Origin of the sequence: Luteibacter sp., from assembly GCF_036499525.1 — a bacterium.
Lineage (GTDB): Bacteria > Pseudomonadota > Gammaproteobacteria > Xanthomonadales > Rhodanobacteraceae > Luteibacter.
Map to the genome: position 1 here is coordinate 1 of NZ_DASYDO010000068.1, position 15,654 is coordinate 15,654.

At 67.9% G+C, this 15,654-nt stretch carries 13 protein-coding genes; 3 read left to right on the top strand and 10 right to left on the bottom strand.

Going from position 1 to position 15,654, the window contains the following annotated elements; all coding sequences use genetic code 11:
• Positions 1-8 precede the first annotated feature (8 nt).
• Positions 9-1,034 (top strand): M13 family metallopeptidase, encoded by a 1,026-nt coding sequence (locus VGM71_RS13485; protein WP_331546185.1) that lies wholly within the window; start codon positions 9-11, stop codon positions 1,032-1,034.
• A 116-nt stretch (positions 1,035-1,150) separates the two neighbouring features.
• Here the strand turns inward: VGM71_RS13485 and VGM71_RS13490 are convergent, their stop codons facing one another.
• From VGM71_RS13490 to VGM71_RS13525, 8 genes are all read right to left on the bottom strand, one after another.
• On the bottom strand, positions 1,151-1,864 hold the full coding sequence (locus tag VGM71_RS13490) for an ABC transporter permease (protein WP_331545976.1): 714 nt from the start codon (positions 1,862-1,864) through the stop codon (positions 1,151-1,153).
• Positions 1,861-2,784 carry an ABC transporter ATP-binding protein gene (locus tag VGM71_RS13495; RefSeq protein WP_331545978.1) on the bottom strand — a complete coding sequence of 308 codons (924 nt, stop codon included), beginning with the start codon at positions 2,782-2,784 and terminating at the stop codon, positions 1,861-1,863. Before VGM71_RS13495 ends, VGM71_RS13490 begins: the two co-directional genes overlap by 4 nt.
• Entirely contained in the window at positions 2,781-3,917 is a 1,137-nt protein-coding gene (locus VGM71_RS13500; protein WP_331545980.1) for an ABC transporter permease, read from the bottom strand. The genes VGM71_RS13495 and VGM71_RS13500 overlap by 4 nt, the downstream gene beginning before the upstream one ends.
• Positions 3,914-4,819, bottom strand: coding sequence for a glycine betaine ABC transporter substrate-binding protein (locus VGM71_RS13505; RefSeq protein ID WP_331545982.1), 906 nt, complete (start codon positions 4,817-4,819; stop codon positions 3,914-3,916). The genes VGM71_RS13500 and VGM71_RS13505 overlap by 4 nt, the downstream gene beginning before the upstream one ends.
• Positions 4,820-7,420, bottom strand: coding sequence for a glycoside hydrolase family 31 protein (locus VGM71_RS13510; RefSeq protein ID WP_331545984.1), 2,601 nt, complete (start codon positions 7,418-7,420; stop codon positions 4,820-4,822).
• 45 nt (positions 7,421-7,465) lie between these two features.
• Positions 7,466-7,648 (bottom strand): GGDEF domain-containing protein, encoded by a 183-nt coding sequence (locus VGM71_RS13515; RefSeq protein ID WP_331545986.1) that lies wholly within the window; start codon positions 7,646-7,648, stop codon positions 7,466-7,468.
• Positions 7,649-7,761: 113 nt separating this feature from the next.
• Positions 7,762-9,492: an ABC transporter ATP-binding protein gene (locus VGM71_RS13520; protein ID WP_331545988.1), complete on the bottom strand. Its 1,731-nt coding sequence runs from the start codon at positions 9,490-9,492 to the stop codon at positions 7,762-7,764.
• Between the two features lies 1 nt (position 9,493).
• On the bottom strand, positions 9,494-10,537 hold the full coding sequence (locus VGM71_RS13525) for a serine kinase (RefSeq protein ID WP_331545990.1): 1,044 nt from the start codon (positions 10,535-10,537) through the stop codon (positions 9,494-9,496).
• 180 nt (positions 10,538-10,717) lie between these two features.
• Between VGM71_RS13525 and VGM71_RS13530 the strand changes: the two genes are divergently transcribed.
• Both VGM71_RS13530 and VGM71_RS13535 read left to right on the top strand, forming a co-directional pair.
• Positions 10,718-12,190, top strand: a complete 1,473-nt coding sequence (locus VGM71_RS13530) for a radical SAM protein (RefSeq protein WP_331546187.1) — start codon at positions 10,718-10,720, stop codon at positions 12,188-12,190.
• An 8-nt stretch (positions 12,191-12,198) separates the two neighbouring features.
• Positions 12,199-13,416 (top strand): nucleotidyltransferase family protein, encoded by a 1,218-nt coding sequence (locus VGM71_RS13535; protein ID WP_331545992.1) that lies wholly within the window; start codon positions 12,199-12,201, stop codon positions 13,414-13,416.
• A 9-nt stretch (positions 13,417-13,425) separates the two neighbouring features.
• Here the strand turns inward: VGM71_RS13535 and VGM71_RS13540 are convergent, their stop codons facing one another.
• Positions 13,426-14,529, bottom strand: a complete 1,104-nt coding sequence (locus VGM71_RS13540; protein ID WP_331545995.1) for a glycosyltransferase family 4 protein — start codon at positions 14,527-14,529, stop codon at positions 13,426-13,428.
• Positions 14,526-15,635 (bottom strand): glycosyltransferase family 4 protein, encoded by a 1,110-nt coding sequence (locus VGM71_RS13545; protein ID WP_414675137.1) that lies wholly within the window; start codon positions 15,633-15,635, stop codon positions 14,526-14,528. The genes VGM71_RS13540 and VGM71_RS13545 overlap by 4 nt, the downstream gene beginning before the upstream one ends.
• Positions 15,636-15,654 lie beyond the last annotated feature (19 nt).

Here is a 15,654-nt window from a genome sequence, read left to right on the forward strand (position 1 = left end):
CGAAGCAGCTGCGCGGCCAGCAGGCGATGCGCGCCCGCGAGAAGCGCGCGATTGCCAGCGTGAACAACAATCTGGGCGACGCGGTCGGCCAGCTTTATGTGAAGGATTATTTCCCGGCCTCGTCCAAGGCCGACATCCAGAACATGGTGACCAACATCAAGGCGGCGTTCGACAAGCGCGTCTCCGGCCTCACCTGGATGGACGAGGCGACCAAGGCCGAGGCGCGCAAGAAGATCGAGACGATGCGCGTCGGCATCGGCTATCCCGAGAAATGGCGCAGCTATGCCGGCCTGGAGGTCAGGGCCGACGATCCGGTCGGCAACATGCACCGCGCCCGGCTCGCCGAATATCGCCACCAGCTCTCCAAGCTCGGCCAGCCGGTCGATCGCGGCGAATGGTGGATGGAGCCGCAGACGGTCAATGCGGTCAACCTGCCGCTCCAGAATGCGCTCAACTTCCCGGCGGCGATCCTGCAGGCGCCGTTCTACGATCCGGCGGCGGACGCGGCGAGCAATTATGGCTCGATCGGCGCGGTGATCGGGCATGAGATCAGCCACAGCTTCGACAATACCGGCGCCGATTTCGACTCGGCCGGGACGCTGCGCAACTGGTGGACGCCCGACGATCTCAAGCATTTCGAGGCGGCGGGTACGGCGCTGGCGGACCAGTATAGCGGCTATGAAGTGCTGCCGGGGCTGCGCCTCAACGGCAAGCAGGTGCTCGCCGAGAATATCGCCGATGTGGCGGGGCTGACCGCAGCCTATGAGGCGTATCACGCCTCGCTGGGCGGCAAAGTCGCGCCGATCATCAACGGCATGACCGGCGACCAGCGCTTCTTCCTCGCCTTCGCGCAGTCCTGGCGCACGAAGACCCGCGACGCCGCGCTGCGCCAGCAGGTGATCGGCGACGGTCACGCGCCGGGCCCGTTCCGCGCACAGACCGTGCGCAACCTCGACCCGTGGTACGACGCGTTCCAGCCGAAGCCGGGGCAGAAGCTGTACCTCGATCCGAAGCAGCGCGTGCGGATCTGGTAACAAGGCTTCGTTGTAGGAGCGCGCCCTGCGCGCGACGTCTTTTCGCCGAGAGCAACGGGACCTGTTGCATTTCGCGAAAGGCGGTCGCGCGCAGGGCGCGCTCCTACAATCCGCGATCAGGTTTGTCGACGCACGCGGCGTTCTAGCGCCGCCAGGACGGCATCCACCGTCAGCGCCAGCGCGCCGACCAGCAATGCGCCCTGCACGACGTACGCGGGGTTATTGCCGACCAGGCCTTCCACGATCGGCGAGCCTAGCGTGGTCGCACCGACAGCCGAACCGATGGTCGCCGTGCCGACACCCACGATCGCCGATAGACGTACGCCGGCCATGACCGGCCCGGCAGCCAACGGCAGTTCCACGTCCAGAAGGCGGCGCCAGCGGCCGTAACCCATGCCGTCCGCCGCGTGCAACGCGTCCGCCGGCACCTGGTCCAGCCCCGCCACGGTCTGGCCCAGCACGGGCAGCACGCCGTAGAGAACCAACGCCAGCAAGGTGGGCGCAGCACCGAAGCCCAGCAAGGGCACCGCGATTGCCAATACCGCCACCGGCGGAACGGTCTGCCCGATGACCGCCACCGCGCGGACGGTGGGAAGCAGCGAACGCCCCGCCGGACGCGTGGCGACGATGCCGAGACCGAGGCCGATCGCGACCGCCACCGACGTAGCCGCCACGACCAGGCCGAGATGCGCCAGCGTCAACGAGAGGAACGATGTACGCGTGTACAGCGGATGCGTGAGTTCGGGCTGCCAGGCGTGAAACCATCCGCCCACGTGCGGCAGCCCCAGCAACAGCAGGACCAGCACCGCGAAAGGCGCGAAAACCCTCATGCGCCGCGCGCCACGAGATCGACGAGGACGATCGCACCGACGGCCTGACCATGCTCGTGCACCGGCAAACGGTCGCGTCCCTGGGTGAGCATCGCCCCGAGCGCTTCCTGCAACGTGGTACCCGCATCCACCGGCTCGCCTTCCGCCTGTTCGCCGCGCCGCATGTTCTCCCCGACCGTGCGCACGGCGAGTTCGCGCAGTCGCGCGCGCGTGCCGCCGACGAAATCGCGCACGCGTTCGTCGGCGGGAGCATGGAGCAGTTCCAGCGGTTTGCCCACCTGCACGAGGCCGCCGTCCAGCATCAGGCCCACGCGGTCGCCCAGGCCGAAGGCTTCGTCCATGTCGTGCGTGACGAACAAGATCGTCGTGCCCATGTCGCGCTGAATGGCCTTGAGGCTGCCCTGCAACGATTCGCGGGTCAGCGGATCGAGTGCGCCAAACGGCTCGTCCATCAGCACGATGCGCGGGCGGGCCGCGAGGGCGCGCGCCACGCCGACACGCTGCTGCTGACCGCCCGAGAGCGTATGGGGATAGCGCTCCGCCATGCCGTCAAGGCGCAGCAGCGCGATCAGCTCGTCGACGCGTGCGCGGATGTCGGCTTCCGGCCAGCGCAGCAGGCGTGGCACCGTCGCGATGTTTTCCGCCACCGTGCGGTGGGGGAACAAGCCCACGGACTGGATGGCGTAGCCGATACCGCGGCGCAGGGTTTCGACGTTGCGCGTGGCGACATCCTCGCCATCCACGCGCACGCAACCCGCGTCGACGTGGACGAGGCGGTTCACCGTGCGCAACAACGTGGACTTGCCCGAGCCCGATGGCCCCACCAGCACGAAGAACTCACCATCCTCGACGCGCAGCGACAGGTCGTCGATCACGACATGGTCACCGAAGCGCTTGCGGACGTGCTCGAACTCGATCATGCGCGGCGCTCCGTAAGGGCCAGCAGCCCCTGGAAAAGAAGGTCGACAGCCAGGGCCATCACGATGATGGCGAGCGTACCCAGCATCACCATGTCCATGGCGCCCTGTCCGATGCCGAGGAAGACGAACCGGCCCAGCCCGCCCGCGCCGATCAATGCGGCGACGGCGGCAAGCCCGATGGTTTGCACGGCGACGATACGCAGGCCCGCGAGCAGCACCGGCCAGCCGAGCGGCAGCTGCACGCGCCACAGCAACTGCGCGCGGCTCATGCCGAGGCCCCGTGCCGCTTCGCGCGCATCGCCCGGCACGGCGTCCAGGCCGGCGACGGTATAGCGCACCACGGGAAGCAACGCATAGAGCAGCAGCGCGAACACCGCGGGCGCGGCCCCCGTGCCACCGAAACCCAGCGCGCCGAGCGCCGGCCACGCGTGTGCAAGCCAGGCGAAAGGAGCTATCAGCAAGGCGAACAATGCCAGCGACGGCACGGTCTGCAGGAACGCGAGGATACCGACGAGCACGCCGTCGCCGCGACGTGTACGCCATGCCCACCACCCCAGCGGCGCGCCGATCAGAAGCGCCAGCACAAGGGTGATCGCGGCGAGCCGCAGGTGCTCGCCTGTCGCGGCGGTGAACGGCGCGCGCTGTGCCTGCCATTCGCGCACGAGCGACAGACTGTCGAACGCACCGGCCACGAAGGCCAGGGTGACGGCTGCGAGCGCAGCGAGCCATGCACCGGCCTGTGCGGCTTTGTGCATGCCGCGCAGGTGGTCGAGCAGGAGCAACGCGGCGGCAAGCCAACCGAGCCAGAAGCCTGCACCAGCCTGCACCCGCGTATAAGGGGTGGCGTGCATGAGGATCCGATGGGCGTCAGCACCGGCAAGCAGTGGCAAGCCGACGACGCCGGCCCAGGCTATGGCGAGCAGGAGCACCCGCCGCCCCGGAAAGGCGACCGACGAGCACACGACGACCAGAAGCCATCCACCCAGTACCGGCCACGCATGCGGGTTGAATGCTTCACCCGTCAGGAGACGGTTCGGTGCGATCCGCAGGAACGCCGGCAGGCATGCCGCGATCACCCCGACGATGGACAACACGAGAACTGGCAACGCCATACCGTTCGGCCGGCGGATCATTTGAGCAGCCCCTCGGAGCGCAGGTAATCCGCCGCCACTTTCGAGGCCTCTTCGCCATCGATCTGCGTTCGCGCATTAAGCCGGCGCAGCACGTCCACGGTCAGCGGGCGGAATGCCGCCTCGAGCGGCGCACGCACACCGGGATAACGCTGCAGCACCTCCTCGCGAAACACGGGCGCGGGCTGGTAAACCATCTCCACATGCGCGGGATCGGCCAGCACCGTGAGCCCCGTGATCGCGATCGCGCCGTCGGTGGAATAGACCATGCTCGCATTCACGCCCGAGATGCCTTCCGCCGCAGCCTTGATCGTCGCCGACGTATCGCCCCCGGCGAGCACCAGCAACTGATCGCCCCGCAGGCTGAAGCCATAGGTGGACTGGAAGGCCGGCAACGCCGCATCGCTCTCCACGAATTCCGCCGAACCGGCCAGCAGCACATCGCCACCACCGTTCGCCCAGCGCGCTAAGTCGCGCAGCGTATGCAGGTCCTCACGCTTCGCCACGTCGCTACGCACCCCAATCGCCCAGTGATTGTCGGCGGGGGCCGGTGTCAGCCAGACGAGCCGGTTAGCGGCAAGATCCAGCGAAGCGGCGAGCGCATAGGCCTTGCCGGCGTCGCGGAACGACGGATCGCTTTCGCGATGGAAAAAGAAGGCCGCGTTCCCCGTGTATTCCGGATAGACGTCGAGGTCGCCGTTGAGCAGCGCACGGCGAACGATCGACGTCGGCCCCAATTGGGTGCGATCGACCGCGGGCACGCCTTCGTGGCGAAGCACCTGCAAGATCACCTGGCCGAGGAACGCGCCCTCGTTGTCCGCCTTGGACCCCACCCGCACGGGCACCTGCGCCTGGACCGCGCAGGCGACGAGGGCGAGGACGATTCCGGCAAGTCGGCGCGACACTCAGCGCCCCAGCATGTCGTTGAAGCCGCGCTTGAACGCGTCGTCGATCGGCGTTGCCTCCACGCTGGCGGGCAATGCAGCGAAGCGCGCCTCGAAGGCCCTCACCGCCGCGGCGAACCGCTCCGCCCTGCCTCCGTCGTCGCCTTCGTCCACGGCGTAGGCCAGTACGCGGGCAGCCTGCCCGGCCAGATCCACATCGTCGGGCAAGGACGAAATATCGCCCCATACCTGCTTGAGGTACTTCACCGCATCGCCGGCCCGGCGCATGCGATGCAACAGGCCGTCCGGCGGCGCGTGCTCGGGCGCGAAACGGGCGACGACGTCCTTGGCCTCGTTCACGGAAACCGCGCCGAGGTCCACGCGGATGCAGAGCCAGGCCGTGTCGAACAGCCAGGTACGGGGCTTCGGCTCGGCACTGTAAGGCAGGACCTCGCCGTTGAGTTCCACGCTCTCGGGGATGCCGGCGTCGAGGAATTCGACAACATAGGAGCGCGACGCGGGACGTCCGCGATAAGCGCCGTCCATGCCGTCGATGTGCACGCGGTGGGCCTGGCCGGCACGCCGGCTGCGGACACGGGTACGCGCGAATTCGCCGCGCCGGTAGCCCTGGCTCGTACCGTCGTCGTCGTACAGCGATGTGCACCCTTCGGCACCGGGAAACACCTGGAGGATCAGCGTATCGGGCACGGTGGCGAGGTCACGCAAGCCTTCCGGATACAACGGTACGACGCTTCCCGGGCGAACGAAGATCGGAATCTCCCCGAGCGTGTACGCGCGCCTGAACACGCTGCCGCCCTCGAAGGACTCGGCACCGTCACGGCTGTACCACAGGCCCGGCGGCAACCATACGGGGAACGGCGCCATGCCGTCGGCGCCGGCGGGCACCGTCACCGGCGCAACGAGGATGTCCTCGCCGAACATGTACTGGCCCGGGTACGCGTACGCTTCCTCGTGCCCCGGCCAGTGGTAGTACATGGGCCGGACGATCGAGACGCCGGTATCGTAGGCATGGCGTGCCGCCGCGTAGATATACGGGGCAAGCTGGTAGCGCAGGCGGATCGCCGCGAAGATCGCATCGCCGTAGGGGGGACCGAAGTGCCACGGCTCCTTGTGCAGGCTCGCCTCCTTCGCCGAATGCGTCCGCAGCACCGGGCTGAACACGCCGAGCTGCATCCAGCGCGCATAGAGTTCGGGTTCGAGGTGGCGCTCGGGCCGGGGGATCTTCTTGTCGAACGTGTGCCCGCCGATATCGTGGCTCCAGTAACCGTAGAGCACGTTGGACGCCATCGACGTGAAATGCGGCTGGTAGGCGAGCGACGCCCACGAGATCACGCTGTCGCCGGAGAAACCGATCGGATAGCGGTGGTTACCGAGCCCGCCCCAGCGATGGTAGATGAGGCCGCGCCGGTCGCCGTCGCGCTGCATCCCGGTGAAGAAGACATGGTTGAGCCACCACGTGTTGGAGAGGCCCGGGAGAGCCTTCGACTCGGGCCACTGCTGCCAGTCCAGCCACCAGAAATCGACACCCTGCGCCTCCAGTGGACCGAGCACGGTGTCGAACAGCGCGCGCATATAAGGCTGTGATGCGCCCTCGAAAGGTATCGGTGCCTGCGTGGACGTATCCCACGACAATGCCTTCGCCATCGCTTCGTATCGCTCCTCGTGCGGCATCACGCCCGAAGCAGGATGCAGGTTGAGTGTGATGCGAAGGTTCTGCCCATGCGCCCAGCGCATGAAGGCTTTGGGATCGGGAAAGAGGCTGCGGTTGAAGGTGTATCCCGTCCAGCCCGATGCCTCGCCGAAAACGTCCTTGTGCTCGTGGCCCGGCCGCAGCGACAGGCCCGGCGTCGTGTGCCAGTCCATGTCCAGCACCAGCACGTCGAGCGGAATGCGCTCCTTTTCGAAGCGGGCACCGAGTGTGCGCAGCTCTTCGTCGGAGTAGTTCCAGTAACGCGACCACCAGTAACCGAACACGAAGCGCGGCGGGATCGGTTGCGGTCCGGCGATCGCGGCGAAGTCGCCCAGCGCCGCGCGGTAATCGCGGTCGTACCCGAAGAAGTACAGGTCCTGGCGGTCGCCCTGCGGCCGATCGACCACCCAGCCGGCGTCGTCGATGCCGAAGCTATCCGTGTCGTCGATCACATGCCAGCCGTCACGCGCGATCAGCCCGTCTTCCAGCGGCAGCTTGCTGCCATCCTGCCAGGTATCGCCTTCGTAGCGATCCAGCGTGCGATACGTGCCACCCAGGTTCGCCTTCTGCGCGTCGCCAGGATTCCAGGTCACCGCTTCGCCGTCGCGGCGGACGAGGACGGCGAGGTTCGCGGCGCTGAAGCGGCCACTGTCTTTGTCGTAACGAACCCGCAACGGACCGGTGTCGATCTCGATGAAGCGGTCGTCTTCGATCAGGGTGAATGGCGGAACGTCCAAAGCCCGATGCACGACGATTTGCGTACGGCCGTCGCGGAATGCCTCGGCGGCGCTCCATTCAAGGCGGACGAGGCGCGGCGTGAGCACGGTGAAGCGGACCTCGCCGCGCTCGACGATGGCCTCGGTCCTGGCCGCCGCACCGGCACCCGGGCGACACTGTGTCGTTGCTTCCATGGGCTCGGATCACCTCTTTGCGAAACTGAGGTGGACCATTATGACTCAGGGCAGCATGCAGCGATTGCGTCCTTCGCGCTTCGCGGCATAGAGCGCGCGATCCGCGCGATCGAATGCATCGGCGGCGCCTTCATGCGCATGGAACTGCGTGATGCCACCGGACATCGTCACCGTCACCGGCCTTGAACTCGCGTGAAAGGCCAGCCTCGCCACCGTGGCGGGCGACACAAGGCGCGGCCTTCCAGGTCGCGCGCCAGCGTCTGGCCCACGATACGACGGCATCGTACGCCGAAGCGGGTTCAGCGATGGATCGGCCGGCTCCCCTGTGGCCGCTGCCGACGTCAGGGCCCCTGACGAAGGGCGACAATAGACCGAGCGGCAGGACTTTTTTTCCGCGAGACCACCGTCCGTTCGCTGTCGATGGCGATGGATTGCTCTGCCAGGGCCGCGACGCCCGGGCGGTGCGAGACCACCAGCAGGATCGTGTGGGGAAGGCGCCGCTTCAGGGCCGCCAGCACGTTCAGTTCGGCGGCCGCGTCCAGGGCGCTGGTCGCCTCGTCCAGCACGGCCAGCCGCGGCTGGCGCAGAATCACCTGGGCCAGCAGCAGACGCTGCAGTTCGCCACCGGAAAGCCGGCTCGATGCGTCGGCCAGCGCGGTATCCAGGCCTTCCGCGCTGTCGTCGAGGCGGTGATCCAGACCCACGTCGGCAAGGGCCAGGCGCAAGGTCGCGTCGTCGGCATCCGGTGCCGCCCATGCCAGGCATTCGCGTACCGAGTGTTGCCAGAGGCGGACGCCCTGGCTGACATAGGCACCCTTGCGCACCAGGGCGCGATACGCGTCGAAGCTCAGGCTGCCCTGGTCCGACCACGCGGAGAACGTTTCCGGCGGCGCCATCCCTGCAAGGACGTCGACGAGGCTGGTCTTGCCGATCCCGGAGTCGCCCTGCACGAGCGTGAGCTCCCCCGGCACCAGCGCGATATTCGTCACCTCGATCCCACGTACCGGCGGCCGGACCAGCATGTGGTCGATGTGAACCGGCACGGCGCCCGACGGATCGCCGGCACCATGCAGGCCTGATTGCGCCACGGGCAGCTCCATGTACCGGCGCCACAGTTCGATGGCCGGCACCGCCGAGCGCAATTGCTGGAAACTCTGCCGGGTGGTCGCGACATAGGGCAGCAGGCGCCCCAGCAGCAGGCAAACCGCGACAAGCGAAGCGGCATCGATGCCGTGCCAGCGCCGCGCCAGCATGAAGAGGCCGGCGATGCCTGCCGCGCAGACCAGTTCGAGCACCAGACGACCGGATGCGATCAGTTCAAACTGGCGTGCGTAGCCACGGCACAGCCCGGCGGCGACCTCGCCATAGCTCGCCTTCTCCGCATCCTCGCGCCCGAACGAGCGAACGTGGCGCAACCGGCGCGGCAGATCCTCGCTGTGCCAGAACAGGCGCGTCATACCTGCGACGTAGGCTCTTGCCACCTCGGTCTGCTCCCGGCCGAAGGCACGCGAGGCCAGCAGGCCCGCCGCGGCGAACACCGGCACGGCAAGCATCAGCGGCGGCGACACCCAGAAGGCGAAGGCGAGATTCACGGCAGCGGTCGTGCCCGCGACGAGCAACTGCTGCAACGCGCTGAGTCCCTGGACCGCGATCTCGGTGTTATGGGTGAGCACATTGGCGATTTCCGCCGACGTGGCATCCGCGAGGGCTGGCAAGGGCGCATCCACCAGGCGGGCCTGGACGCGCCGGCGCAAGTCCAGGCCATAGCCCGCCGTGAGTCGTGCGCCCAGTCGCGCAGCCTGCCAGCGCAGGAGGGTGAACACAGCGGTCGCGAGCGCGAAGATGGCCGCCGGCGCGTCGCTGTCGGGTGCCGGGAGGAGGAAGTGCGGCAAGGAGAGATCGTGTACCGGTTGCACCAGCGGCACGAGCAGCAATGCCGCGACGCTGCCCGCGAGGGCCGAGCCCAGCGACAGCGCGACGTACATCGCGATCTTCGGACGATCGCCTCGTGGCAGCGTGTCCAGCAGGGCGCGCAGCGGCGAGGGGGTTCGCTCGGTGGGGCCGGTAGCCATGTCAGTCCGTCGTGCCGGAGCGATCCAGCAGCCGGTCCAGGGCCTGGATGGCGTCGCGTGGATGCGGACCGCGGCGCAACGCGTAAACGCCGGTCCGGTTGATCCGCTGCACGAAACGGTCCCATCCCGCGTGTCCTGCCGCATACGGCTGGTCGGCCGACAACATCGACGGGACGAATTCCCAGGGGACGGGTTTGAGCAGGTCGTCCGGCCCATCGGCGGGCTCGCTGGAGACGAAGACCGCGGCAGCCAGGCGCAACGGCGCCTGCGCGGAAAACCCCGGCCGCTCGCGCAGGTCGGCCTCGTATTTGGCAACACCGCTGCGTCGGCGGATCACCGGCGAACGTTCGATCCACTCGCGTGCGACGGGGTCGTCGACGAAGCGTAGCGTGTCGTGCTTCACATGGAGGAAGTTCGGCACGCCGGTGGCGAGCAGGTTTTCGGGGTGCACGAAGACACTGTCTTCCGCGAGCAAGTCCATGCCGTGCAGAAGGCCTTGCAGTGTCAGGGTCGATTTACCGGCGCCGCTAGGTCCGAGCAGGAGCACGCCCAGGCCGTTCTTGCCGATACACGCGCCATGCAGTGGCACGAGGTTCAGCACGCGAGGGGCCAGGAGAAAGACGGCGAACTCCAGCAACTCGTAGCGCACGTGGTAAGGGAACGCGAGCATGTCTTCGGAAACGATGATGAGCCCCCGGCGCTGGGCCGGAGCGAGGACCACGTAGTTAGACGCGTCGACGACCCCGCAAAGCAGGCCCCTGCCCCCTTGCATGCGGACGGGTGGCGGCTCGACGAAACCCTCCCCCGCCGTTCGCGGCACCACGCGGAGTTCGACGTGGAACTCTGGGGAAAGTCCGGGAAAACGGTGCCCGGGAAGGCCGCCATAGGCCGCTTCGACCAGTTCGAGCAAGGCGATGCTGTCGCTCTCGAAACGGAAACGGGCACCGAGGACCTCACGGCTCATGCAGATGGCCGGACGCAGGCGCTCCCCGAACGGGTCGGCGAGCGGGTCGTCGCGCAGGGGGATATCGCTGGGGAACATCATTACCGGTCGGTCATCCTCTGGCCGGAGCCCACGGACCCGTGGGTGCGTCGCGCGACGGGAATGGTTGTCCCGCGACCCGGGAACACCGTGAGGCAACCTCCCCGGGTGGGTACGGCACTTACGACCATTGCAGCGTCGCCCGCGCGGCGTCCCGATGGTTCCGTTCGAGGCTTCCACCCGATGCTGAAGATCCAGGTAGGCCACTCCTATTTCCTTCGTTACGACAGGAAGCAGTGGGAGCGGGGCAAACCCTATCCCCCGCTCGCGACCATCCAGATCGCGGCACTGCTGCGTCGCATGGGCCATGAGCTTTCGCTGTTCGACGCGATGCTGTCCGACGGCGTCGAGGACTATATGCCGGCCTTCCAGCAGGCGGCACCCGGCCTCGTCGTCTTCTACGAAGACAACTTCAACTTCCTCACGAAAATGTGCCTCGGCCGCATGCGCGATGCCGCATGCCGGATGATCGCCGAGGCCCAGGCCGCGGGCGCCCGCGTGATCGTCGCCGGCTCCGACGCGTCCGACCAGCCCGAGCCGTTCCTCGCCGCCGGCGCCGACGTGGTCCTCGTCGGCGAAGGCATCGCCGCGTTGACCGCGCTCGTGGAGCGGCTGGAGCGCGACCCGGACATCGACGACGATGCGTGGACGGCAGGCCTGCCCGGCGTCGCCACCATCGTGGACGGGGTCGTCCGCAGGGGCCACGTCGGCCCGCGGCCGCCCGACCCGCGCGTGGTGGGACAACCTGCCTGGGACCTGCTCGACATCGAGCGCTATCGCGATTTCTGGCGCGAACGCCACGGCTACTTCAGCCTCAACATGGCCGCCTCGCGCGGTTGCCCGTTCCGCTGCAACTGGTGCGCTAAACCCATCTGGGGCAACCACTACAACCAGCGGACCGCGCAGGACGTCGCCGCCGAGATGACATGGCTCAAGCGCACCTACGCGCCCGACCATATCTGGATGGCAGACGACATCTTCGGTTTCCGCGCCGACTGGGTGAGCGAATTCGCGCAGCACCTGCACGACGAAGACGGATCGGTTCCCTTCACCATCCAGACGCGCGCCGACCTTGCCAGCGAACGCATGTGTACCGCGCTTGCGAAGGCCGGTTGCGCCGAAGCCTGGATCGGCGCGGAAAGCGGCAGCCAGCGGGTGCTCGATCGCATGACCAAAGGCACCCGCGTGCCCGAACTCATCGGAGCCCGTCGGCGCCTGGGCGCGCATGGCATCCGTGTCGGCTTCTTCATCCAGCTCGGCTATATCGGCGAGCAACTCGACGACCTGCTCGCCACGCGCGAACTCGTAGCGGACGCCGCGCCGGACGATATCGGCGTCAGCGTCTCCTATCCGTTGCCAGGCACAACGTTCTTCGAAGAGGTGAAGGCGCAGCTCGGCGACAAGACGCACTGGGACGACAGCGCCGACCTGGCCATGATGTTCCGCGGTGCCTACGACTCCGACTTCTACCGCAGCTTCCGCGATCTCCTGCACGACCAGGTGACGCTGCGGCAGGGCGTCATCAACAGCACCGCGGAAGCCGCGTTGTGCAAACGCTGGGATGCCTTGATCGCAAGCGAGCGCGCCCACCGTAGCGAACAACCCACGCTGCCATCGTCCATGGCGATGCAAAGCGTCGCCCTGCCCTTCGTCTGAGGCCCGTTATGTCCCCTCCGCTCAAGCTCGTACGTCGCGGTCTCCACGACACCACCGAGATCCTGGCGGCGGAACTCGCGCTCGCGCTTCCCGGTACCGACATGCCGCGCTGGACCGAACTGGAGTGGCGCCTTGCGACCGCCGCGGCAGTCGCCCATGGCATTTCGCCTCTGCTCTGCCGTTTTTCCACCTGGCAGCGCCCGGCGTGGCGACGGTTTCTCGTGGAGCAACGCGGGCATGTGGCGCAGCGGCATGAAAGGATCGCCACGCTGCTCCAGCACATCGACGCGGCAGCCCGGACCGCGGGTTTGCCGCTCATGGCACTGAAAGGCGCGGCGCTGCATGCGCTGGGGCTCTACGCCCCGGGCGACCGGCCGATGGCGGACATCGACCTGCTCGTCGACGAGGTGCATGCCGATGCGACGGCAGGGTTGCTGGCGTCGCTCGGTTACGAAGCATCCTTCGCGCAGTGGAAACACCGTGTGTTCAAGCCAGCCGGCGTCGTGCCCGTGACGGGCCTCGGCGAGCATCGCGACACGCCGGTGAACATCGAACTGCATACACGCATCCACGAACGCCTGCCGGTCGCCACCGTCGACATCACCGCGCAGGTCCGTTCGCACGAAGCGCCGCCCGGCATCAACGCCTATCCGTCGATGGGTGCGCTGATGAGCCACCTGCTCCTGCACGCCGCGGGCAATATCTGCGGCCGAAGCCTGCGCCTGATCCACCTCAACGACATCGCGCTGCTAGCTTCGCGCATGGCACCGGCCGACTGGGAGCCGTTGTGGGAGGCGGACGCTCCGTGGTGGGCCTTGCCGCCGCTCGGCCTCGTCGCACGCTATTACCAGGGCGCGGTTCCCAAGGCCGTGCTGGCCCGCCTGGAGCGCGACTGCCCGCCACTCCTCCGCGCCTTCGCCCGCCGCCAGACACTCACGAGCCTGTCCTGCTCGAACCTCTGGCTGAACGCGCTTCCCGGGCTGGAATGGTCGCGCTCCCCCGGTGACGCTGTCCGCTATCTGAAGAACCGCCTCCGTCCAACGCAGGAAAGCGTGAAGGAACGCGCCGACATGGTCCGCACGCAGGCGTGGCTGCAAGGCCAGGACTGGGTCACCCTGGGCCACCGCCGCCGCCTGCTGACCTGGCTGACCCGGCCGGTTCCGCGCATGGATACGTTGTACGTGGTGCGCAAGGCGCTCGAACATGGCGCGCCGCTCACCATCTAGGACGAGGGCTCAACGGGAACGGGTCAGGTCGTCGTAGAGCATCTGGAACGATGCTGCCGTATGGTCCGCGTTTTCCGCTAGCGCAAGGCGTTGCGCTTCTGTCGCCAGCCGCAGGCGCAGGTGGTCGTCGTCGATGACCTCGGCGACGGCATCGGCCAGCGCGTTCGCATCGCCCACGGGAACGGCGAGCGCCGCCGTCGATGCCCATTCGGCGATGTGTCCTACCGCGGTACCGACGGTGGGCACGCCCGCCACGGCCGCCTCGAGGAGCACCAGCGGGCCTGCCTCATGCAGCGACGACATGACGAGCAGGTCCGCCGAGGCTATGAGCGGACGCAGTTCGCGCTGGGTGCGGAAGCCGAGGAAGCTCACGCGCTTCTGGAGGCCAAGGCAGCGCGACAAACGCTGGACCTCGCCATCCAGGGTATCCACACCGACGATGCGGAGGTCGAAGTCCATGCCCGCGTTCGCCAGCTTGGCCATGGCTCGCAACAGGGTCGGTTGATCCTTCACGCGATTCAGGCTCGCGACGTGGATGAGTTGCGCGGGACCCCTGTCGCGCGGGCGCGGTGCGAGCGGTGTCCACGCATCGGTATCCACGCCCAGCGGTATGCGGTACGCGGGAATACCCAGCGCACGCAGCGAACGAACGATCGGCGCGCTCGCGGCGCTGACGGTGTCCGCCATGCGCAGCACGAGTGCTTCGCGCAGGCGGCCGCGCCACTTCCGGCGGCCACCGTAGAGGATCGAATGCAGCGCCACGAGTTCGCCGCCGGCGATGTGCACGAGGCTGGGTAAACCGAGCGATTTCGCGGAAGCGACAGCGATGAAACCGCAATGTCCGGAGAAGATCGCCTGCACCACGTCGAACGGCATGCGCCGGTGTTCCGCGCGGATGGCCTGGATGGCGCGCCAGACGGTGCGCCCCGTCCCGATGTTATGGATGGTAGCCCCCCGCAGTGGCCACGACCCGGGCTCCGCTTCCTGGTGCAGCGCGAACACATGCACCTCATGCCCGCGCGCCAGCCGCTCGATCAGCGCGAGGAACGCGGGGATCACCTGCCTCTCGCCGTCGCGGGCCACGCCGCCGGGGAGCACCATGGCGATCTTCACGGCGAAACCTTCGCGGCGATCAGCTGCGCGTAAGCGTCAGCCCAGCGCGCACCCAAGGCATCGAAGGAGAGGGTCCGGTCGAAGTGTTCGCGCACCGCGCGTCGATCACTTCCCTTCACGAACGTGGCAGCGAGCGCGTCGGCGAGTGCCGTTGCGTCGCCCCGCCGCCACAGCTTGCCCACGCGGCCATCTCCCGTGATCGCCCGCGCGGCGGGGATGTCCGTCACCACGGGGAACGTACCGCAGGCCATCGCTTCCAGCAGGGCATAACCGGAGCTTTCGGCGACACTTGCGGAAACGTACACGTCCGCCGCACGCATGAGCGCTTCGATCCGGGCATGCGGCACGTTGCCGAGCAGGTGCACGCGTCCAGCGAGACGCGCGTCCCTACCGATCCGCTCCTGTACGTCGACCATCGAGGGCGCGGTGCCGAACGCGCAGTACAACTGGATATCTGGCAGGCGCTCGGCGGCACGTGCCACGCCGTCGAGCATCGTGATGGGGTCCTTGCCCGGAGCCAGGTGGCCCACCGAAAGTACGCACGGGGCGCCGTGCAATCCCGTGGCTGCGCGTGCTTCCGCCCGGTCGCCGGGCGTGAAGCGGCTGCTGCTTTCCGGTATGGCGAAGAACCGGGTGTCGTGGCGGAACAGGCCCCGGCGCAGGAAAGGCTCGGCCAGCTCCGGCGACGTGAAAGCGATGCCCGAGGCCACGCGGTACCAGTACCGCCATGGCAGGCGCCTCCAGCCGCGCGGTATGCCGTCGGCGTGATCCTGGAGAACGACCGGCGGCGAAGGGTAGGCCCGCGCCATGGCCGCCGCGTGGCGGGCGTAGGCGAGCCCGTGTACGTGTATGACATCCGCACGGAGTGAAGCGACGACGCTGGCGGCACGACGGCCTAGTTCGCCCGCGTTGCGCGTACCCCCCGTGTCGACGAAGCGATAGTCCACGCCTGCCCGCTCTACCTGGGCGTCGAATCCCGCCATCTGCACGACCGATACCCGCGTGCCGCCCCGGGTGACGATGTCCGCGATGTCCGCGAGCGAGCTCCAGCTCTTTAACACGTCGTCCACTGTCAGGGCCGGCGGCGCGCCGATGAAGTTGACCATGACGGCGTGCAAGCGCGAT

Excerpts from the sequence above, each read along its gene's own strand:
- VGM71_RS13490 (WP_331545976.1), bottom strand. The coding sequence starts at position 1,864 with ATGAGGGTTTTCGCGCCTTTCGCGGTGCTGGTCCTGCTGTTGCTGGGG.
- VGM71_RS13495 (WP_331545978.1), bottom strand. The coding sequence starts at position 2,784 with ATGATCGAGTTCGAGCACGTCCGCAAGCGCTTCGGTGACCATGTCGTG.
- VGM71_RS13500 (WP_331545980.1), bottom strand. The coding sequence starts at position 3,917 with ATGATCCGCCGGCCGAACGGTATGGCGTTGCCAGTTCTCGTGTTGTCC.
- VGM71_RS13510 (WP_331545984.1), bottom strand. The coding sequence starts at position 7,420 with ATGGAAGCAACGACACAGTGTCGCCCGGGTGCCGGTGCGGCGGCCAGG.
- VGM71_RS13520 (WP_331545988.1), bottom strand. The coding sequence starts at position 9,492 with ATGGCTACCGGCCCCACCGAGCGAACCCCCTCGCCGCTGCGCGCCCTG.
- VGM71_RS13525 (WP_331545990.1), bottom strand. The coding sequence starts at position 10,537 with ATGATGTTCCCCAGCGATATCCCCCTGCGCGACGACCCGCTCGCCGAC.
- VGM71_RS13530 (WP_331546187.1), top strand. The coding sequence starts at position 10,718 with ATGCTGAAGATCCAGGTAGGCCACTCCTATTTCCTTCGTTACGACAGG.
- VGM71_RS13535 (WP_331545992.1), top strand. The coding sequence starts at position 12,199 with ATGTCCCCTCCGCTCAAGCTCGTACGTCGCGGTCTCCACGACACCACC.
- VGM71_RS13545 (WP_414675137.1), bottom strand. The coding sequence starts at position 15,635 with ATGGTCAACTTCATCGGCGCGCCGCCGGCCCTGACAGTGGACGACGTG.